Annotated in this window: 17 protein-coding genes and 1 tRNA gene; 14 read left to right on the forward strand and 4 right to left on the reverse strand. The window is 71.2% G+C overall.

Annotated features, from left to right (window positions below; translation table 11 throughout):
* The first annotated feature begins 23 nt into the window (after positions 1 to 23).
* Both mfd and AC2DGY_RS05905 read left to right on the forward strand, forming a co-directional pair.
* Positions 24 to 3623: a transcription-repair coupling factor gene (gene mfd, locus AC2DGY_RS05900; RefSeq protein WP_484508771.1), complete on the forward strand. Its 3600-nt coding sequence runs from the start codon at positions 24 to 26 to the stop codon at positions 3621 to 3623.
* A gap of 40 nt (positions 3624 to 3663) precedes the next feature.
* Entirely contained in the window at positions 3664 to 4263 is a 600-nt protein-coding gene (locus AC2DGY_RS05905) for a gamma carbonic anhydrase family protein (protein WP_484508772.1), read from the forward strand.
* A gap of 12 nt (positions 4264 to 4275) precedes the next feature.
* Here the strand turns inward: AC2DGY_RS05905 and AC2DGY_RS05910 are convergent, their stop codons facing one another.
* Positions 4276 to 6945 (reverse strand): phosphoenolpyruvate carboxylase, encoded by a 2670-nt coding sequence (locus tag AC2DGY_RS05910; RefSeq protein WP_484508773.1) that lies wholly within the window; start codon positions 6943 to 6945, stop codon positions 4276 to 4278.
* Positions 6946 to 7003: 58 nt separating this feature from the next.
* On the opposite strand from AC2DGY_RS05910, the gene AC2DGY_RS05915 reads away from it, so the two are divergent.
* The 11 genes from AC2DGY_RS05915 (at position 7004) to AC2DGY_RS05965 (ending at position 16418) form a co-directional block, all read left to right on the forward strand.
* Entirely contained in the window at positions 7004 to 7738 is a 735-nt protein-coding gene (locus AC2DGY_RS05915; RefSeq protein WP_484508774.1) for a nucleoside triphosphate pyrophosphohydrolase, read from the forward strand.
* A 39-nt stretch (positions 7739 to 7777) separates the two neighbouring features.
* Complete coding sequence (hisS, locus tag AC2DGY_RS05920; RefSeq protein WP_484509978.1) at positions 7778 to 9034, forward strand: histidine--tRNA ligase; 1257 nt, start codon at positions 7778 to 7780, stop codon at positions 9032 to 9034.
* Positions 9035 to 9073: 39 nt separating this feature from the next.
* Entirely contained in the window at positions 9074 to 9424 is a 351-nt protein-coding gene (locus AC2DGY_RS05925; RefSeq protein WP_484508775.1) for a GntR family transcriptional regulator, read from the forward strand.
* Positions 9421 to 10419 carry a DUF1648 domain-containing protein gene (locus AC2DGY_RS05930; RefSeq protein ID WP_484508776.1) on the forward strand — a complete coding sequence of 333 codons (999 nt, stop codon included), beginning with the start codon at positions 9421 to 9423 and terminating at the stop codon, positions 10417 to 10419. The genes AC2DGY_RS05925 and AC2DGY_RS05930 overlap by 4 nt, the downstream gene beginning before the upstream one ends.
* A 31-nt stretch (positions 10420 to 10450) precedes the next feature.
* Positions 10451 to 11131: an O-methyltransferase gene (locus AC2DGY_RS05935; protein WP_484508777.1), complete on the forward strand. Its 681-nt coding sequence runs from the start codon at positions 10451 to 10453 to the stop codon at positions 11129 to 11131.
* Between the two features lie 93 nt (positions 11132 to 11224).
* Positions 11225 to 12505, forward strand: coding sequence for a phosphopyruvate hydratase (gene eno, locus AC2DGY_RS05940; protein WP_484508778.1), 1281 nt, complete (start codon positions 11225 to 11227; stop codon positions 12503 to 12505).
* Between the two features lie 33 nt (positions 12506 to 12538).
* Complete coding sequence (locus AC2DGY_RS05945; protein WP_484508779.1) at positions 12539 to 13042, forward strand: FtsB family cell division protein; 504 nt, start codon at positions 12539 to 12541, stop codon at positions 13040 to 13042.
* A gap of 52 nt (positions 13043 to 13094) precedes the next feature.
* Positions 13095 to 13613 carry a DUF501 domain-containing protein gene (locus AC2DGY_RS05950; RefSeq protein WP_484508780.1) on the forward strand — a complete coding sequence of 173 codons (519 nt, stop codon included), beginning with the start codon at positions 13095 to 13097 and terminating at the stop codon, positions 13611 to 13613.
* A complete protein-coding gene (locus tag AC2DGY_RS05955) occupies positions 13610 to 14881 on the forward strand; it encodes a S8 family serine peptidase (RefSeq protein WP_484508781.1) in 1272 nt (423 codons plus the stop codon). Before AC2DGY_RS05950 ends, AC2DGY_RS05955 begins: the two co-directional genes overlap by 4 nt.
* Before the next feature lie 26 nt (positions 14882 to 14907).
* Positions 14908 to 16314 carry an NAD(P)/FAD-dependent oxidoreductase gene (locus AC2DGY_RS05960; RefSeq protein WP_484509979.1) on the forward strand — a complete coding sequence of 469 codons (1407 nt, stop codon included), beginning with the start codon at positions 14908 to 14910 and terminating at the stop codon, positions 16312 to 16314.
* Positions 16315 to 16342: 28 nt separating this feature from the next.
* Positions 16343 to 16418: transfer RNA gene (locus AC2DGY_RS05965), tRNA-Leu, on the forward strand.
* 381 nt (positions 16419 to 16799) lie between these two features.
* Here the strand turns inward: AC2DGY_RS05965 and AC2DGY_RS05970 are convergent.
* The 3 genes from AC2DGY_RS05970 to AC2DGY_RS05980 are packed head-to-tail and all read right to left on the reverse strand — an operon-like array spanning position 16800 to position 18393.
* The gene (locus AC2DGY_RS05970) at positions 16800 to 17081 is read right to left on the reverse strand and encodes a DUF6510 family protein (RefSeq protein ID WP_484508782.1); all 282 of its coding nucleotides are present in this window, start codon (positions 17079 to 17081) and stop codon (positions 16800 to 16802) included.
* On the reverse strand, positions 17081 to 17803 hold the full coding sequence (locus AC2DGY_RS05975; protein ID WP_484508783.1) for an FAD-binding oxidoreductase: 723 nt from the start codon (positions 17801 to 17803) through the stop codon (positions 17081 to 17083). The genes AC2DGY_RS05970 and AC2DGY_RS05975 overlap by 1 nt, the downstream gene beginning before the upstream one ends.
* A complete protein-coding gene (locus AC2DGY_RS05980; RefSeq protein ID WP_484508784.1) occupies positions 17800 to 18393 on the reverse strand; it encodes a sulfite oxidase-like oxidoreductase in 594 nt (197 codons plus the stop codon). The genes AC2DGY_RS05975 and AC2DGY_RS05980 overlap by 4 nt, the downstream gene beginning before the upstream one ends.
* A 187-nt stretch (positions 18394 to 18580) precedes the next feature.
* Between AC2DGY_RS05980 and AC2DGY_RS05985 the strand changes: the two genes are divergently transcribed.
* A complete protein-coding gene (locus AC2DGY_RS05985) occupies positions 18581 to 19150 on the forward strand; it encodes a LemA family protein (protein ID WP_484508785.1) in 570 nt (189 codons plus the stop codon).
* Positions 19151 to 19167: the final 17 nt, after the last annotated feature.

Here is a 19167-nt window from a genome sequence, read left to right on the forward strand (position 1 = left end):
GCACCGAGCCGTAGACTTTCCAAGTGACAATTCCCGGGATCGTGCGCGCCCTCGAGCAGGCCGACTCGTTCCGGGACGCGGCATCCGCGTCAGTGGCCGACGCCGACTTCTCCCTCGTCGACGGCCTGGACGTCCCCGTCCTGGCCGCGCTCCTCGAACGCCGCCGTGCCGCGGGACACCCGGGCGTGGTCCTGGTGGTCGCCCCCACGGGGCGTCGCGCCGAGTCGCTGGGTCCGGCGCTGTCGGCCGTGCTCCCCGGTGCGGAGGTGCTGCACTTCCCCGCGTGGGAGACCCTCCCGCACGAGCGGCTGAGCCCGAGCGCCGAGACGGTCGGCCGTCGCATCGACGTGCTGCGGCGGATCGCCGCGTGGGACGGCGCCGCCCCGCTCGTGGTGACCGCCTCCGTGCGCAGCGCGCTGCAGCCGCTGATGGCGGGACTCGGCGACGTGGCCGCGATCGAGCTGTCCGTAGGCGGCCGCGGGCAGGGCCTCGACTCCGTCTCGGCCCGTCTCGTGGAGCTGGCCTACCACCGGGTCGACATGGTGTCGCGCCGGGGGGAATTCGCCGTGCGCGGCGGCATCCTCGACGTCTTCGCGCCCAACGCCGACCACCCCGTCCGGGTGGACTTCTTCGGCGACGAGGTCGATGAGATCCGTGCCTTCTCCGTGGCCGACCAGCGCTCGCTTCCCGGCGCCGTGCCCAGCGTCTCGCTGATTCCGAGCCGCGAGCTGCTGCTGACGCCGGACGTGCGTGCGCGGGCCGGTGCGCTGCGGGACGAGTATCCCGGGCTCCGCTCCATGCTCGAGCGGATGTCCGAGGGCATCCCGACCGACGGCATGGAATCGCTCATGCCGATCCTCGTGGATCGCCTCGTGCCCCTGGTCGACTTCCTGCCCGAGCACTCCGCGGTCGCCCTGGTGGATCCTGAACGCTCCGTCGCCCGCGCCCGGACGCTCGGGGAGACCAACCGCGAGTTCCTGGAGGCGGCGTGGTCGGCGGCGACGGCGGGCGCGCGTACCCCGATCGACCTGGACGCGGGAGACTTCCTGACCCTCGCGGAGCTGCGGGAGGCCGCCGCGGCACGCGGCGGGGTGTGGTGGAGCCTGTCGGCGTTCGACTCCGGTGCCGCCGACGCATCCGCCGAGGGCCTCGACGTGGATGACGCGGCGATCCGTATCCGCGGAGAGGCCGTGCCCTCGTTCCAGGGGAACGTCGACGGCGCGACCGCCCACATCGGCACGCTGCTGTCCGAGGGCTGGAGCGTCGTGGTGGTGGCCTCCGGCGCCGGCCTCGTGGATCGCGCGCGCGATGTGCTCGCCGAGCGCGGGATCGCCGCCCGCCGCGTGGACGATGTGCTCCACGTTCCCGAACCGGGGGTCGCCCACCTCGTGGTCGCCCCGTTGGAGCGCGGCTTCCAGCTCCCCGAGGCGCGCTTCGCCGTGCTCACCGAGAGCGAGTTCTACGGGCGGACGATCGGCAGCGATGCGCGCGTGGTGAAGAAGCTCGCGTCGCGGCGGCGGAACGTCGTGGACCCGCTGCAGCTGAAGCCCGGGGATTTCGTCGTGCACGCCACGCACGGCATCGGCCGTTTCGTCGAGCTGTCGCAGCGCGAGGTGTCCAGCGGGGGGCGCAACCCGGTGAAGACGACGCGCGAGTACGTCGTGCTGGAGTACGCGCCGTCCAAACGGGGATACCCCGGTGACAAGCTCTTCGTGCCCACCGACCAGCTCGACCTGCTCTCGAAGTACGTCGGCGGGGAGGCGCCGACGCTGTCGAAGATGGGCGGAAGCGACTGGGCCGCGGCCAAAGGCCGCGCGCGCAAGGCCGTGCGCGACATCGCGGTGGAGTTGGTGAAGCTCTACTCGGCGCGGATGGCCTCGAGAGGGCACGCGTTCGGACCCGACACCCCGTGGCAGCGCGAACTCGAGGAGGCGTTCCCCTTCGCCGAGACGCCCGATCAACTGCAGACGATCGACGAGATCAAAGCCGACATGGAGAAGCCGATCCCCATGGACCGGCTCCTCTCCGGCGACGTCGGCTTCGGCAAGACCGAGGTCGCCGTGCGTGCGGCGTTCAAGGCCATTCAGGACGGCAAGCAGGTCGCGATGCTCGTCCCCACCACTCTCCTCGTGAAGCAGCACACCGAGACGTTCACCGAGCGCTTCGCGGGGTTCCCGGTGAAGGTGCGGGCGCTCTCGCGATTCCAGAGCGACAAGGACGCTCGCCAGATCCTCGCGGGCCTCACCGACGGCACGATCGACATGGTCATCGGCACGCACCGCATCCTCACCGAGAAGGTGATCTTCAAAGACCTGGGTCTCCTCATCATCGACGAGGAGCAGCGTTTCGGCGTCGAGCACAAGGATGCGCTGAAAAAGCTCAAGACCAACGTCGACATCCTCTCGATGAGCGCGACCCCGATCCCGCGCACGCTCGAGATGGCGGTCACCGGCATCCGGGAGATGTCGACGCTGCAGACCCCACCGGAGGACCGGCATCCGATCCTGTCGTACGTCGGCCCGCGCAACGATAAGCAGATCGCCGCCGCCATCCGGCGCGAACTGCTGCGCGAGGGTCAGGTGTTCTTCGTCCACAACCGCGTCCAGTCCATCCAGCGGGTCGCCGCCGAGCTCGCCGAGCTCGTTCCGGAGGCGCGCATCGCCGTCGCGCACGGGCAGATGGGCGAGCACGCCCTCGAGGAGGTCGTCGACGCGTTCTGGGAGCGCCGTTCCGACGTCCTGGTCTGCACGACGATCGTCGAGACCGGGCTGGACATCTCCAACGCCAACACGATCATCATCGACCGGGCCGACAAGTACGGTCTGTCCCAGCTCCACCAGCTCCGAGGCCGCGTGGGGCGTGCCCGCGAACGCGCCTACGCCTACTTCCTCTACGACGAGCAGAAGCCCCTGTCGGAGACCGCGGCCGACCGCCTCGAGACCATCGCCGTCAACAACGACCTCGGCAGCGGCATGCAGGTGGCGCTGAAAGACCTCGAGCTCCGCGGAGCGGGCAACCTGCTCGGCGCCGAGCAGGCCGGGCACATCGCGGGAGTCGGGTTCGACCTGTACCTGCGCATGATCGGCGAGGCCGTCGCGACGTTCCGCGGAGAGGAGACCGAGGGTCCGACCGAGCTGCGCCTGGAGCTCCCCGTGGATGCGCGCCTGCCGGAGACCTACATCGACAGTGAGCGGTTGCGCCTGGAGGCGTACCAGAAGCTCTCGGCCGCCGCGTCCGCCACCGCCAAGGACGACGCCATCGACGCGGTCGTGGACGAACTGCGCGACCGCTACGGCGAGCCCCCCCGCGAGGTGGAGGGTCTCATCGCCGTCGCGCGCCTGCGCCGCCGCGCCGCGCGCGCGGGCCTCGCCGACGTCGTGGCCATGGGCCCCAACCTGCGGCTCGCGCCGGCGAACCTGCCGGATTCCCTGCGCGTGCGCCTGCAGCGACTGCATCCCAAGGCCAAGATCGTCGCCGGGGGAGAGGCGCTGGTGGTTCCGCTGCCGCCCGCCGACACCGACGGGGGGCTCATCGGGTGGGTCGCCCAGCTCCTCGACCAGCTCTTCCCCGAGGAGACGCGCCCCGCCCCGGCCGCGGAGCCGGCCACGTCCACAGCATCCTGAACCGGACGGGCGCTACGCTGGCACCGATCGAGGAGGACCAGTGGAGTTCGAGCACCTCGGGGCGCGGCCCCGCGTCCACCCCGACGCCGTGATCGCCCCCACAGCCGTCCTGAGCGGCGATGTCACGATCGGCGCCGACTGCCAGGTGCTGCACGGCGCCGTCATCACCGCGGAGGGCGGCCCGGTGGTGCTGGGGACGAGCGTGATCGTGATGGAGAACGCGCTCATCCGGGCCAGCGCCGCGGGCGCGGCGCGCATCGGCCACCACACCCTTGTGGGTCCCATGGCCAGCATCTCGGGGGCGACGATCGGCGACGAGGTGTTCCTGGCCACCGGCACGCGGGTCTTCAACGGGGCGCGCATCGGCGAGCGCAGCGAAGTGCGCATCAATGCCGTCGTGCACCTGCGTTCGGTGCTCCCCGCACGCAGCGTCGTGCCGATCGGCTGGGTGGCGGTGGGCGACCCCGTGCTGATCCTGCCGCCCGACAAGCACGACGAGATCTGGGGTGCCCAGAAGGAGCTCGACTTCCCCGGCTACGTCTTCGGCGTCGACCGGGACACCCCCGACCTCATGGTGCAGCTCACCGAGCGGTACGGGCGCAGCCTCGCCCGTCACCAGAGGGACGTGCGGCTCGACTGACCGGCGGTCGGCTCAGCCGGTGTTCTGCAGCCCCGCGGCGACACCGCTGACCGACAGCAGCAGCAGTCGCTCCTGCTCCTGGTCTCGCTCCGCATCGGCCGGGGCCTCCCGCAGCGACCGCAGGGCACGCAGCTGCAGGAGCGACAGGGCGTCGACGTAGGGGCTCCGCATCTTGACGGCGCGCTGCAGGGTGGGCTTCGTCTCCAGCAGCTCGTCGCCCCCGGTGACCCGGATCACCCACGAGCGGGTCAAGTGCATCTCCGCCATGACGAGCTCTGCCAGATCGTCGCGATCGCCGAGGTCCAGGTAGCGCTGCGCGATGCGCACGTCCGCCTTCGCGAGGCTCATGGCCACGTTGTCCACGAGCGTGCGCAACAGCGGCCACTCGCGATAGGCCTCGCGCAGGCGCTCCTCGTCGCCGACCGCCTCCAGGGCCGAGCCCAGACCGAACCAGCCGGCGAGGTTGATGCGGGCCTGCGTCCACGCGAACACCCACGGGATGGCGCGGAGGTCTTCCAGCGACTCCACCGACAGGCCGCGGCGGGCCGGGCGCGATCCGAGGGCCAGGTGCCCGATCTCCTCCATGGGCGTCACGGTCGCGAACCACGGCGCGAAGCCCGGCGCCTTGACGAGGGCGAAGAAGCGCTCGCGGGATGCGGCGTCCATCGTGGCGGCGACGTCGGCGTAGCGCTCGGCGGCCTCGCGGTTGCGGGCCTCGTTCGACGGCGCCGAGGCCATCAGCACCGCGGCGGCCACCTGGTCGATGTGCCGCATCGCGATGGCCGGGTCGCCGTACCGGGCGAAGATGACCTCGCCCTGCTCGGTGAGCTTGAACCGCCCGTCCACCGAATGCGGAGGCTGGGCGAGGATGGCGGAGTTCGCCGGGCCCCCGCCGCGCCCGAGCGCGCCGCCGCGCCCGTGGAACAGTGTGAGCTCGATTCGCGTGCGCTGCGCCCACTCCGCGATCTCGGACTGCGCCTCGTACAGCGCGAGGTTGGCCGCGACCGGGCCGACGTCCTTCGACGAATCGGAATACCCGAGCATCACCTCCAGGCGCCGGCCCGTGGCATCCAGGCGCGCGGCGAACTCGGGGTGCTCGACGATCTCGGCGAGGATGCCGGGGGCGGCCCGGAGGTCGGCGAAGGTCTCGAACAGCGGGATCACATCGAGCACGGGCGGCGTGCCGCCCTCACCCACGGCATACCGGGCCAGGCGATGCACCGCGGCGAGGTCGTCGGCCGAGCGCGTGAACGAGATGATGTAGCGGCCGGCCGCGCGGGGGCCGAAGCGCTCCTGGATGTACGCGATCGCGCGGAAGACGTCGAGCACCTCCTCGGCCTGTTCGCTCCGCTCACCGGCGTCGAGCTCGGCGAGCACGCTCGCGTGCACGGCGGAGTGCTGCCGGACCTCGAGCTCGGCGAGGTGGAAGCCGAACGTCTCCACCTGCCACACCAGCTGCTGCAGGTGGCCGTACGCCTGCCGGACCGCGCCGGCTGCCACGAGGGAGTCCTGCACGATGCGGAGGTCGGCCAGCAGGTGCTCGGGATCCCGGTAGGCCAGGTCGGCGTCGCGCGTGCGCGTCGCGGCGATCTTGCGGGCCAGCATCAACAGGATGCGTCGGTGCGGTTCGTCGGGGGAGCGCTTCGCGATCTGCTCCGCGGCATCCTCGTCGGCGGCCCGCAGCCGCTGCCACAGCGTCACGAGGGCGTCGCTGGGCGGGGTGGATGCCGCATCCAGGGTGAGCCCCCGGCCCACCCGCAGGGCGGTGCGCTCGAGCCCGAGCAGAATGTGCTCGCTCGCGATCGCTGCCGCCTTGCGCGTCACCGACGCCGTGACGAACGGATTGCCGTCACGGTCGCCACCCACCCACGACCCCAGGCGTACGAAGGGGCGCACCTGGGGGGCGCGGGCGCCGGCCGCGTCGCCCTGGAGGACGTCGTCCACTCGGCGGTACACGTGGGGGACGGCGGTGTACAGCGTCTCGTCGAAGACGGCCATGACCGCGCGCACCTCGTCCGTCGGGGAGGGTTTCTCCGAGCGGAGGGGCGCCGTCCGCCACAGCACGTCGATCTCCTCGATCATGCGTCGCTCGGCCCGGCGGCGCGCCGGCCCCTCGTGGGCGGCGCCGTCGTAGCCGCCGAGCAGTTCGGAGAGCCGGCGGATGCTGCTGGACACCGCCCGGCGCCGCGCCTCGGTCGGGTGCGCGGTGAAGACGGGGTGGAACCGGAGTGCGCGCAACCGGTCGCGCGCGGCATCCTCCCCCACTTCCTCGGACAGCTGCGCGTAGGCGGCGGCGATGGAGTCGGCATCCCCGGGGGAACTGGTGCGTCCGTCGCGTTCGCGGAGAACCCGCACCCGCTGATGCTCCTCGGCGAGGTTCACGAGGTGGAAGTAGCAGGTGAAGGCGCGCGCCACTTCGTCGGCGCGCTGCACGGTGAAGCCGTCGGCGATGCGCGCGGCACGCGCGAAGGCTTCGGGCGTCTCGTCCGTGTAGGCCTCGATCGTCGCCGTCCGCAGCCGCTCCACGTCGCCGAACAGCCCGGGGGAGCCGCTCTCGCGCAGCACGCGTCCGAGGAGCGACCCGAGGAGGCGCACGTCGGCCCGCATCTCCTCGGGCAGCTCCTGGCCCGCCTCGAATCGGCCGACGAGGTCGACGGGCTCGGTCTGGGTCACGTCGCGCATCCCTCAAAACTATCCGGACCGGATGCCGGGCGCGTCATGATGCTCGTATCGTGGCGGGATGGCACCACCGGATGACCACGGGCCCGGCGACGGGGGAGACGCGCTGCGCCAAGCCGCCGAGACGATGCGCGCGGTGCGCGACCGCTGCGTCTGGACGCGGCAGATCGACCACCGCGCGCTGGTCCCCTACCTGGTGGAGGAAAGCGCCGAGGTCATCGACGCCGTCGAATCCGGGACGCGTGAGGAACTGCGGGAGGAACTCGGCGACCTGCTGTGGCAGGTGCTCTTCCACGCGGAGATCGCCTCCCGCGACGCCGAGGCGCCGTTCGACATCGACGACGTCGCCCGGGGGCTCACGGAGAAGATGGTGCGGCGGCATCCCCACGTCTTCGGCGACGCGGTGGCGAACACCCCGGAAGAGGTGCTCGTGCATTGGAATGCGGCCAAGGCTGCGGAGAAGCGCGCCCGGACGAGTGTGCTGGAGGGCGTCTCTGCGCACATGCCGTCGCTCGCCCTCGCGCAGAAGCTCCTCGCCCGGGCGGCGCAGGTCGGCGTCACCTCCGCGAGAAACCACGTTCCGGGCGAGAAACCCGGCGACGCGGGGCGTCTCGGCCCGAATGTGGTTTCTCGGCCGGGGAGCGAGGCCGAACTCGGCGACGCCCTGCTGGCGCTCGTCGCCGACGCGCGTGCGCAGGGCTGGGACGCGGAGCGGGCGCTGCGGGGACGGCTCCGGATGCTGACCGACGAGGTGCGCGCGGCCGAGGCCGCGCGCGGCGGTGGCGAGCGGGCCTGAGAGACTAGGTGCGTGCCCTCCGTCACCCCGCCGCGCGGCATGCGCGACTTCCTCCCCGCTGAGAAGGCCCGCCGTGAGCGTGTGCTCGCCGTCATCCGCGAGCGCTACCGCGCCCACGGGTTCGACGAGATCGAGACGCCCGTCATGGAGGAGTACGCCCGGCTGCACTCCGGCATCGGCGGCGACAACGAGAAGCTCGCCTTCACCGTGCTCAAGCGCGGGCTGGACGCCGACGCCATCCGCGCCGCCGCCGACGACCCGGCGGCGCTGACCGACCTCGGCCTCCGCTACGACCTCACCGTGCCGCTGGCACGGTTCTACGCCAGCCACCGGGCAGAGCTTCCCGCGGTCTTCCGCGCGGTGCAGGTCGCGCCGGTGTGGCGCGCGGAGCGACCCCAGAAGGGCCGGTACCGCCAGTTCGTGCAGTGCGACATCGACGTCATCGGCGACGCCACGGCGCGCGCCGAGGCGGAGCTCCTCGTCGCGAGCCTGGACACCCTGGACGCGCTGGGCCTGGAGGGCGGCACGATCCGCGTCAACGACCGCCGCGCGCTGGATTGGATGCTGGGAAGCTTCGGGTTCGCCGCCGAGGAGCGCCCGGGCGTCCTCATCACGATCGACAAGCTGGACAAGATCGGCCCCGACGGCGTCGCCGCGGAGTTGCGCGACCGCGGCGCGACGCCCGAGGCCGTCGACTCCTTCGCGGCGTTCCTGCAACGTCCGCGAACGCTCGAGCACCACCCGTACGGCGCGCAGCAGATCCGCGCGGCGCTCCCCGACGACGCGCCCGCCGACGTCATCGCCTCCCTCGTCGCGCTCGGCGACGCCGTCGCAGCAGCCCGGGCCGGCGATGCTGTTCCGCTGCAGTTCGACCCCTTCCTCGTGCGCGGCATGGGGTATTACACCGGCACGATCTTCGAGCTCGCCCACCCGTCGGTGACGTACTCGCTCGGCGGCGGCGGGCGCTACGACGGCATGATCGGCCGGTTCCTCGGGCAGGACGTGCCCGCCGTGGGCTTCTCCATCGGCTTCGAGCGGATCGTCGACCTCGTCGCAGAGCGCGAGGATGCCGCATCCGAGGCCGTCGTTCTCGTGCACGATCGCGACGTTCCCGTCGCCGAACTCGTGACGCTGAAATCGACGCTCATCGCCGAGGGACGACGCGTGCGCCTGGAGCAGCGCACGAAGAACCTCAAGGCCCTGCTGGAGCGGGCCGCCGCCGACGGCTACGCCGCCTTCGCGACCGTCTCGGCCGGCACCACCGCCGCCGACCTGGAGTTGCGCCCGCTGTCCTGACCACCGACGATGCTGTTCTACTTGTACTAGAATAGTTCCATGATCTTCCGCGTGGATCCGTTGAGCGACGAACCTCTCTTCGCGCAACTGGCGTCGTGCGTGCGGGCCGCCGCGGCATCCGGCGAATTGCTGCCGGGAGAGCGCCTCCCCAGCGCGCGGGAGCTTGCCTCGTCGCTCGGAGTCAACCTCCACACCGTGCTCCGCTCCTACCAGGACCTCCGCGACGAGGGTCTCGTCGACATGCGCCGCGGCCGCGGCGCGGTCGTGACGGAGGGGGCCCTCCCACTGGCCGCCCTGCATGCCGACATCGCGGGCCTCGTCACGAGGGCACGCACCCTCGGACTGAGCGCATCCGCCCTTGCCGCCCTCGTGAAGGAGATCGCCTCATGACCCCCTCCCATCCACCCGCCCTGCGGCGGTTCGTGATCGTCGCCCTCGTGCTACCGGTGGCCTTCACCATCGCCGCCCTCGTCCTGCAACTCCTCGCCCTCCCGAGCGTGCCGGGCGAGGTTGCCATCCACTGGAACGCGGAGGGCCGTCCGGACGGATTCGCCCCGGCGTGGACGCAACCTCTGCTCTCCGTCGGATTCGCGCTCGGCCTCCCGCTCCTGCTGGCGCTGAGCACGCTGCAGGGGCTCCGTCGCGGTGACCGAGGGGGGTCGTACCGGTTCATGGGCGCACTGGCACCAGCGCTGTCCGCCCTGCTCGCGTTCCTGTTCACCGCGACCTTCCTCGCGCAGCGCGGCCTCTCCGACCCGGCCGATGCGCCCTCGGTCGAACCCGCGATGCCCGTCGGCCTCGCTGCGGCTGTCGCAGCCGGCGCGCTCGCCTGGTTCCTGCAGCCCCGCGAGGCCTCCGTCCGTGCGGCGGAGGCGGCGCCTGAGCTCAGCCTGGCGCCGCGCGAGCGTGCCGCGTGGTTCGGGGTGGCCGTGATCCATCCCGGCGTCTTCACCCTTCTCGTCCTGATCTGCGTGGGCGTCGCCGGTGCCGCTGTGGCGGTGGCCGCAGGCTCCGAGCCGGGTGCGTCCCTCCTCCTCGGAGTCATCGCCGTGGCGCTGCTGGCACTCGTGCTGACCACGAGCGCGTTCCGCATCCGCGTGGATGCGACGGGGATCACGGTGCGGTCCGTGGTCGGGGTGCCGCGCTTCTTCGTCCCCGTCTCCGACATCGCCCACGTCGCCGTCGAGCATGTCGAGCCGATGGGCCAGTTCGGCGGATGGGGGCTGCGGTCGGTGCCCGGGCGCTTCGGCATCGTCCTGAGGAGCGGTCCGGCCATCTGCGTCACGCGGACCGGAGGCCGGCAGTTCGTGGTCACCTGTCCGGACGCCGCAGGTGCCGCGGCCGTCCTGGCGGCGCTGTCCGCGCGCGAGTCGGCTGACGGTTGACGGCGTCGCGGCCGGCGGCGAGGCTGACGACATGACCGCTCTCACTCCCGAGTCCTTCCAGGCGGTTGACGCCTACCTCACCGACACCCTCGTCGGCTCCGATCCCGACCTCGCCGCGGCGGTGGCCGACCAGGAGGGCGCGGGGCTCCCCGCCATCGAGGTGGCGCCGCTCAACGGCAAGTTCCTGCACCTGCTGGCGCGGATCAGCGGGGCGCGGCGCGTGCTGGAGATCGGCACGCTCGGCGGATACTCGACGATCTGGCTCGCCCGGGCGCTGCCGGAGGGCGGACGCGTCATCAGCATCGAAGCCGAGCCCCGGCACGCCGCCGTCGCGCGCACCAGCCTCGAACGCGCCGGCGTCGCCGATCGGGTCGACGTACGCGAAGGCCGGGCCGCCGACGTGCTGCCGACGCTGGCGGGCGAGGAGGCGTTCGACCTGGTCTTCATCGACGCCGACAAGGAATCCAACACCGTCTATCTCGACTGGGCCGCGCGACTGGGACACCCCGGCACCGTCGTCGTCGTCGACAACGTCGTGCGGTCGGGGAAGGTGGCCGATCCCGACGTCACCGAGCCGCAGGTGGCGGGCGTCCGGGAAGGCCTGGAGATGCTGGGGCGCGATCCGCGGTTCGACGCCACCGCGCTGCAGACGCTGGACGCGAAGGGCTGGGACGGCGTGGCCGTGGCCGTGGTGACGGACGCCGCGTCCTGACCGCCCTGTGGCCCGGCGCCCGCATCACTAGACTCGACCCCGGACCGACGACGCTCCGCAAACCTCACACCCCGAACCTTTAGGGAGTCCTTCGTGGCACTTATCGAGGCTGTCAACGCGCGCGAGATTCTTGATTCGCGCGGAAACCCGACCGTCGAGGTGGAGGTGCTGCTGGACGATGGCATCGTCCAGCGCGCGGCCGTCCCGTCCGGAGCATCCACCGGCGCCTTCGAGGCGTACGAGCTGCGCGACGGCGACAAGACCCGCTACAACGGCAAGGGCGTGCTCGCGGCCGTCGCCGCCGTCATCGACGAGCTCGGCCCCGCGATCGAGGGCGTCGACGCCAGCGAGCAGCGCATCGTCGACGAGATCCTCATCGCGACCGACGGCACCGAGAACAAGTCCCGCTCCGGGGCGAACGCCATCCTCGGGGTGAGCCTAGCCGTGGCCAAGGCCGCCGCCGACAGCGCCGACCTGCCGCTGTTCCGTTACCTCGGCGGACCCAACGCGCACCTGCTGCCCGTTCCGCTGTTCAACGTCATCAACGGCGGCGAGCACGCCGACAACGGCATCGACATGCAGGAGTTCTTCCTCGCGCCCCTCGGGGCCTCGAGCTTCGCGGAGGCGCTGCGCTGGGGCACCGAGGTGTACCACGTGCTCAAGGGCGAGCTGAAGGCCGCCGGCTATGCGACGGGCCTCGGCGACGAGGGCGGCTTCGCCCCCGACCTGCCCAGCAACCGCGAGGGCCTGGAATTCCTCGTCCGCGCGATCGAGAAGGCCGGCTTCACCCCGGGCAGCGAGATCTCGCTGGGCCTGGATGTCGCGGCCACCGAATTCTTCAACGACGGCGTGTACCGCCTCGACAACAGGGACTGGACCGCCGATCAGCTCACCGACTACTACATCGAACTCGTCGACGCGTTCCCGATCGTCACGATCGAAGACGCCCTCGCCGAGGACGACTGGGACAGCTGGACCGCGCTGACCGAGAAGCTCGGCAAGCGCGTGCAGCTGGTCGGGGACGACCTGTTCGTCACGAACCCGCAGCGCCTGGCCGAAGGCATCCGGCGAGGGGCTGCCAACTCCCTGCTGGTCAAGGTGAACCAGATCGGCACGCTCTCCGAGACGCTCGACGCCATCGACCTGGCCCACCGCTCCGGCTACACGACGATGCTCTCGCACCGCTCGGGCGAGACCGAGGACACGACGATCGCCGACCTGGCCGTCGCCGTCAACTCGGGGCAGATCAAGAGCGGCGCGCCCGCTCGCAGCGAGCGCGTCGCGAAATACAATCAGCTTCTGCGCATCGAGGAGGAGCTGGGCGACGCGGCGGAGTTCGCCGGCCGTTCCGCCTTCCCGCGCTACACCGCGTAAGCGGCCGCGAAGCTTCGACGAGAGGGGGGAACCGTGCCTCGAGGAACGGTTCCCCCCTCTCGCACGTCCGGGGGCGCGCCCGAGCGCGTCGACGTGCGCGGCTGGCTCGGCGGCATCCGCCTCTCGGGCTTCATGGTGATCATGCTCGGGCTCGTGGTGCTGGCCGCCTTCGTGCTCGTCCCCACCGTGGGCACCTACGTCGACCAGCGTCAGCAGATCGAGGCGCTCCGGGATGCGGTAGCACTGAGCGAGCAGGAGGTCGCCGACCTCGAGGCGCAGCAGGAACGCTGGACGGACCCCGCCTACATCACCACCCAGGCGCGGGAGCGGCTGTACTACGTGCAGCCGGGCGAGGTCGTCTACCTCGTGGACAACGACCTGCCCGCCGCCGCGCTGCCGCAGGAAGAGGGCACCGTCACCGACGAGGTCGCCCAGACCCGCACCGACTGGATGTCGCAACTCGTGCGGTCGGTCGCCACTTCCGGGCTCGCCCGCACCGCGGCACCCACCATCGGGGTGCCGGCGCCGGCGCCGTGACCTCCCGTCGCGCTCCAGCGCCCTCGCAGCCGGTGACGGTAACCTGGCGGGGATGAGCACCCCCCCGATTCCGCCCGCGACCGACGCCGACCTGGCGGTCCTGCACGAACAGCTCGGACGCCCACCGCGCGACGTGGTGGGCGTGGCTGCGCGCTGCGTGTGCGGTAACCCGCTGGTCGTTGCCACCGCGCCGCGACTGACGGACGGGTCGCCCTTTCCGACCTTCTACTACCTCACGCACCCGGGAGCCACGGCGGCCCTGTCGGCGCTGGAGGCCGACCACGTGATGCGCGAGCTCGCCGACGAACTCGATGCGGACGACGATCTGCGCGCGGCCTACCAGCGCGCTCACGAGTCCTACCTGCGCGACCGCGCGGCATACGGCGAACCCGAGGAGATCGCGGGGATCTCCGCGGGCGGCATGCCGACGCGCGTCAAGTGCCTGCACGCGCTCGCCGGACACGCCCTCGCAGCCGGGCCCGGAGTCAACCCGATCGGCGATCTCGCGCTGGAGCGGGCGAGCTGGTCCCCCCATCGCTGCACGTGCGCCCGACCCGGAGCGCTCGGATGAGAAGGGTCGCCGCGGCCGCGGCGGCCCTCGTCCTGGCCGCGACCCTCGCCGGAGCGGCCGCCGTGCCCGAGGACCCCACCGACCCGGTGCGGGCGGGGGAGTACTGGCTCGACCAGTACGGCGTCCGCGAGGCGTGGCAGGTCACGCGCGGGGCCGGCGTGCGCGTCGCGATCATCGACACCGGCGTCGGGCGGAACCCGGTCGAATTCGGCGGCGTGGTCGGCGGGGCCGATATGTCGGGATTGGGAAGCACCGACGGGCGGACCCCCATCGGCGGGGCCAATGCCAACCACGGCAGCTGGGTGGCCTCGCTCGCCGGCGCGCGCGGCACGGGCGAGGGGCGCGGGATGATCGGAGTCGCCCCGGAGGCGGAGCTGCTCTCGGTCTCGATCGACATCTCCGGGCGCACCGTTCCGGTGCGGGACCAGATCGCCGAGGCCGTCCGCTGGTCGGTGGACAACGGCGCGAAGGTCATCAACATGTCGCTGACGACCAACACCCTCGAGTGGGACCCGTCGTGGGACGACGCGTTCATGTACGCCTTCGACAACGACGTGGTCATCGTCGTCGCCGCGGGTAACCGGGGCAGCGGCACCACACGCGTCGGCGCGCCCGCGACCATCCCGGGCGTCCTCACCGTCGGCGGGGTCGACCCCTCCGGAGTCGCCAGCATCGAGGCATCGACCCAGGGGCTCACGATCGGCGTGTCCGCCCCCAGTGAGCGGCTCATGGGCGTGTCCGCCGACGGCACACTCGTGCAGTGGAACGGAACGAGTGGCGCCGCCCCGATCGTGGCCGGTATCGCCGCCCTCGTCCGGTCGGCGCATCCGGATCTGGATGCGGACAACGTCCTCAACCGCCTCATCAGCACGGCCACCCCGGCGGTGGGCGCGCGATCGCACCCCGACCTGCTGTACGGCTACGGGCTGGTCAACGCCGCCGCAGCCGTCAGCGCGCAGGTGCCGACCGTCAGCGTCAACCCGGTGGGCGACCTCGCGGAATGGATCCGCCTCTACCGCCGCGCCGATGCCGAGCCGGCTCCGCAGCCGTCGCTCGGCCCCGTCGACGTCCCGCCGCTGCCTGAGGCCGACACGGCGTCGGCCCGCGATCACCCGCTGCTTCCGAACGAGGATTCCCTGCGCTACGGGAGCCTTCCGCTCGCTGCCGGGACCCTGGCGTCTATAATGGTGGTGCTCGGCCTCACCGCTGCCGCCCGGCGTATCCGATTGGCACGCGAATCGCGCACGCCGAGCAGCCCACCCACCTAGGAGTTCCTTCCACCGTGACCAGCACCGTGCCCAGAATCCTCATCGTCGGTGGCGGATACGCAGGTTTCTACACAGCCTGGAAGCTGGAGAAGCAGCTTCGTCGCGGGGAAGCCGAGGTCACGATCGTCGACCCGCTGCCCTACATGACCTATCAGCCGTTCCTCCCCGAGGTGGCGGCAGGTTCGATCGAGGCCCGCCACGCCGTCGTGCCGCTGCGCCGGCACCTGAAGCGGACCACCGTCCTCGCGGCGAAGGTCACCGGTATCGACCACGCGAACAAGGTCGCCACGCTCACCCCGATCGTCGGCGAGCCGTGGCAGCAGGAATACGACCAGATCGTCGTCACCGCCGGGGCCGTCTCACGGACGTTCCCGATCCCCGGGATCGCCGACAACGCGATCGGGCTGAAGACCATCGAAGAGGCTGTCGCGGTGCGCGACCTGCTTCTGTCGAACTTCGACAAGGCGTCGGTTCTTCCCCCCGGCCCCGCGCGGGAGCGTCTGCTCACCGTCGTCGTCGTGGGCGGCGGCTTCGCCGGAATCGAGGCGATCGCCGAGCTTCGCTCGTTCGCCTCATCCCTGCTGACCTACTACCCGCAGCTCTCCTTCGACGAGACGCACTTCCACCTCGTGGAGGCCATGGGCCGGATCATGCCCGAGGTGTCGATGAAGACGAGCGAGTGGGTGCTGAAAGACCTGGCCCGCCGCGGCGCCTACGTGCACCTCGACACCCAGGTCACCAGCGCCGTCGACGGCAACGTCGAACTCTCCACCGGCGAGATCCTCCCCACCGACATCATCGTGTGGACGGCGGGCGTCATGGCCAACCCCACCGTCGTGCGCGGCAGCGACCTGCCCGTCGAAGAGCGCGGCCGCATCCGCACCCGCCCCGACCTGCGGGTCGGCACCGCCGAGGAGATCGTCCATGGCGCGTGGGCGGCCGGCGACGTGTCGGCCGTGCCTGACCTCACCGGTGGTGGCGTGGGCGGATTCTGCGTGCCCAACGCGCAGCATGCCGTGCGTCAGGGCAAGCTCCTCGCGAAGAACATCACCGCGGTGCTCCGTGGTGAGGAGCCCAAGGAGTACATCCACAAGAACCTCGGCGCCGTGGCGGGTCTGGGCCTGTACAACGGCGCCTTCCAGTCGGGCAACATCGCGATCAAGGGATTCCCCGCGTGGGTCGCTCACCGCGGTTACCACGGCCTGGCGATGCCGACGTGGGAGCGCAAGTGGCGGGTGCTGTGGGGATGGTGGAACAACCTCTGGCTCGGCCGCGACATCGTGAACCTCGAGGCCGTGCAGACTCCGCGCTACGTGTTCGAGGAGTTCGCCGCCCGCCCGCGCCCGCAGCAGTCGGCGAACGCGGACGACAAGAAGCCGGCCGCCAAGACCACGAAGCCGGCCACGAGCGAGAAGGTCGCCGCTCGCGGCTGAACGCTACGGTGGGAGCGGGCAAGGTCCCGCCCCCGTAGCCCAATGGCAGAGGCAGGCGACTTAAAATCGCTTCAGTGTGGGTTCGAGTCCCACCGGGGGTACCAGTACCGAACCCCGCGCTGCGCCGGAGGGGAGGGGGCTTTCTGGTTGCGGTGGGAGACGGCGTCGGGTGGGTGCCTCCCGCCCGGTGAAGAGCGGAAGGCACCTGAGCTGGCATCCCCCAGTGTGTGCCAGCGTTGATTGTTCGGTTCCCTCACCCGATCGGATTGCAGGCGCGAGCGGGGGAGGGTCACGCCTTGCGATGCGTGACCGCGTTGCGCCGCACGGTGACCTCCCAGCATCCCGCGTTCACGCGTTGTTCGGTGAGGCGTGGCACAATCCGCGCATGTCAACCGCTGATCCCTTCCTCCCTGAACCCGAACCGGCCCGCGCCGATGACCACCAGGCGCTCCAGCCGCAGGACCAGCGCTAGCCATTCGTCCGCGTCAGCGAGGGAATCGCAGCTCCAGGGTGCCGATCCGCACCACCAGGGCGTGAGGCTCGTCGGCGAGGGTGAGGAGCGTATGCGTGCACGAACGGCAGCGCACCAGCGCCGAATCCGACTCGCGCTCCACGACCGTCTCGGCCAACAGGAACCGATCCCGGCAGTGACCGCACGTCAGGGCGAGCACAGTCGGGTCGATGGCGAGAGCGCCGGCCAGCATGCCCGCCAGAGCGTTGCCGTCCACGAGGCGTACGGGCCCGGGAAGGGCGCGGGATCTGCTCATCACGTACCTCCGAATCTCTCGGTGCGCACGCGCACCGGATCGTGACCGAGCTGCACGAGGGCGGATGCGGTGGCCTCGACGAACCCCGTCGGACCGCACACGAACACCGCGGGTGCCAGGTCCGGCGGGGTGGCGTGCGCGCGGAGGTCGTCCGCGCTGATGCGTCCCACCCGACCGGCCCACCCCGGCGGGCCGGAGCGGGTGAAGATCCACGTGAGGGCGATGCCCGCAGCATCCAGCCGCTCCACCTCGTCGCGGTACAGGGCGTCGGCGGGCGTGCGGACCGAGTACAGCAGCCGGAAGGGCGCCGACGCGGCCGACGCCGCCCGCGCACGGGCCATCGCCAGCAGCGGCACGATGCCGGAGCCGCCGGCGATCAGCTGGACGGGGGAGGGGTCGTCGTCGTGCCACACGAAGTACCCGCCCAGCGGGCCTTTCACCTCCAGCTCGTCCCCGGCCTGCACATCCCGCACGAGATAGGGCGACACCTCGCCGTCGGGCACCTCGTCGATCGCGACCTCGACGTCTTCGCCCGGGCCGAAGGATGCGATCGAATACGAGCGCACCGCCTGATAGCCGTCCTCGGCGGTGAGCCGCAGGTCCAGGTGCTGTCCGGGGAGGTTCCCGGGCCACCCCGGGACGTGCAGGCGGAGGATCCGCGCGGTGGAGGTTGCCTGCTCGACCTGTGCGATCCGCGCCGGCGACCAGTCCCCGACGGTCACCAATAGCGCTCCTCGCGCCAGGGGTCGCCGTGGATGTGGTACCCGTTCTGCTCCCAGAATCCGGGGTCGTCGTGGTCTTGCATGGTGAGACCCCGCACCCACTTCGCGCTCTTCCAGAAATACAGGTGCGGCACCAGCAGTCGTGCAGGCCCGCCGTGCTCGGGGTCCAGCGGCTCCCCGTCGAACTCGAACGCGATCCAGGCCCGGCCGCCGGTGAGGTCTTCCAGCGCCACGTTGGTCGTGTAGCCGCCGTACGAGTGGGCCATCGCGTACTCGAGGTCGGTGTCGACCTCGGCGAGCAGGGTGTCGAGGGAGACGCCGCGCCACGACGTGCCGAGTTTCGACCAGCGCGTCACGCAGTGGATGTCGGTGGAGACGTCCTCGATGGGGAGAGCGAGGAACTCCTCCCACGTCCACGTGCGTGAGGCCCCGTGCTCGTTGCGGATCGTGAAGGTCCACTCCGCGGTGTCGATGCGCGGCGTGGGCCCGGCTGAGAGCACGGGGAAGTCCTGGGTCAGGTACTGTCCGGGCGGCAGGTCGGGATCGGACTCCCGCCGACGGGCGCCGAAACCCCGTGAGAAAACGGCCATGAGAACCTCCCGGGATGCGGCGCGGGAACAGCTTTCGGCACAGCGTAGGGGATGCGGGCGGTCCGGGGCGAGTACCCCCCAGGACCGGCGTCCTGGGTGGGTAACGACTGGGAGATGGGAACTCGCGCAGGAAGAGGGGGCGCGGTCCCATTAGGATGAGGGGCACTCATCGAACGGAGACTTGGACATGTGGGAATGGCTCATCCCTGTCCTGATCGTGGTCGCGATCGTCGTCATCGCCGGCATCTACCTGTGGGCGACGTACAACTCGCTCGTGCAGTTGAATGTCCGCGTCGACGAGGCGTGGAGCGACATCACCGTTCAGCTCAAACGCCGAGCCGATCTGCTCCCCAACCTCATCGAGACGGTCAAGGGATACGCAGCGCATGAGAAGGCGGTGTTCGAGAACGTCACGCGTGCGCGGGCCGAGACCCTGTCGGCGGGAGGCCCGGCCGAGGCCGGGATCGCCGAGGGGCACATGCAGCAGGCCCTCAAATCGATCTTCGCGGTCGCCGAGGCGTACCCCCAGCTGCAGGCCAGCCAGAACTTCCTGCAGTTGCAGCAGTCGGTCGTCGACACCGAAGACAAGATCCAGGCCTCGCGCCGGTTCTACAACGGCGGCGTCCGCGAGCTGAACACCAAGATCCAGGTGTTCCCCAACAACCTCTTCGCGCGCAACCTCGGTTTCACCGAGCGCGAGTTCTTCGAAGTGGTCGACGGCGCGGCGATCGCCGAGCCGCCCCGCGTGCAGTTCTGACGCGACTCCGGGAAGGG

The organism is Microbacterium sp. Z6_144, assembly GCF_057197625.1.

What these genes read in the sequence shown, in the direction of transcription:
- AC2DGY_RS05935 (WP_484508777.1), top strand. Translation starts at nt 10,451, where the DNA reads ATGACCGCTCTCACTCCCGAGTCCTTCCAGGCGGTTGACGCCTACCTC.
- AC2DGY_RS05970 (WP_484508782.1), bottom strand. Translation starts at nt 17,081, where the DNA reads ATGAGCAGATCCCGCGCCCTTCCCGGGCCCGTACGCCTCGTGGACGGC.
- AC2DGY_RS05955 (WP_484508781.1), top strand. Translation starts at nt 13,610, where the DNA reads ATGAGAAGGGTCGCCGCGGCCGCGGCGGCCCTCGTCCTGGCCGCGACC.
- AC2DGY_RS05980 (WP_484508784.1), bottom strand. Translation starts at nt 18,393, where the DNA reads ATGGCCGTTTTCTCACGGGGTTTCGGCGCCCGTCGGCGGGAGTCCGAT.
- AC2DGY_RS05925 (WP_484508775.1), top strand. Translation starts at nt 9,074, where the DNA reads ATGATCTTCCGCGTGGATCCGTTGAGCGACGAACCTCTCTTCGCGCAA.
- AC2DGY_RS05985 (WP_484508785.1), top strand. Translation starts at nt 18,581, where the DNA reads ATGTGGGAATGGCTCATCCCTGTCCTGATCGTGGTCGCGATCGTCGTC.
- AC2DGY_RS05910 (WP_484508773.1), bottom strand. Translation starts at nt 6,945, where the DNA reads ATGCGCGACGTGACCCAGACCGAGCCCGTCGACCTCGTCGGCCGATTC.
- AC2DGY_RS05930 (WP_484508776.1), top strand. Translation starts at nt 9,421, where the DNA reads ATGACCCCCTCCCATCCACCCGCCCTGCGGCGGTTCGTGATCGTCGCC.
- AC2DGY_RS05915 (WP_484508774.1), top strand. Translation starts at nt 7,004, where the DNA reads ATGGCACCACCGGATGACCACGGGCCCGGCGACGGGGGAGACGCGCTG.
- hisS (WP_484509978.1), top strand. Translation starts at nt 7,778, where the DNA reads ATGCGCGACTTCCTCCCCGCTGAGAAGGCCCGCCGTGAGCGTGTGCTC.
- AC2DGY_RS05950 (WP_484508780.1), top strand. Translation starts at nt 13,095, where the DNA reads ATGAGCACCCCCCCGATTCCGCCCGCGACCGACGCCGACCTGGCGGTC.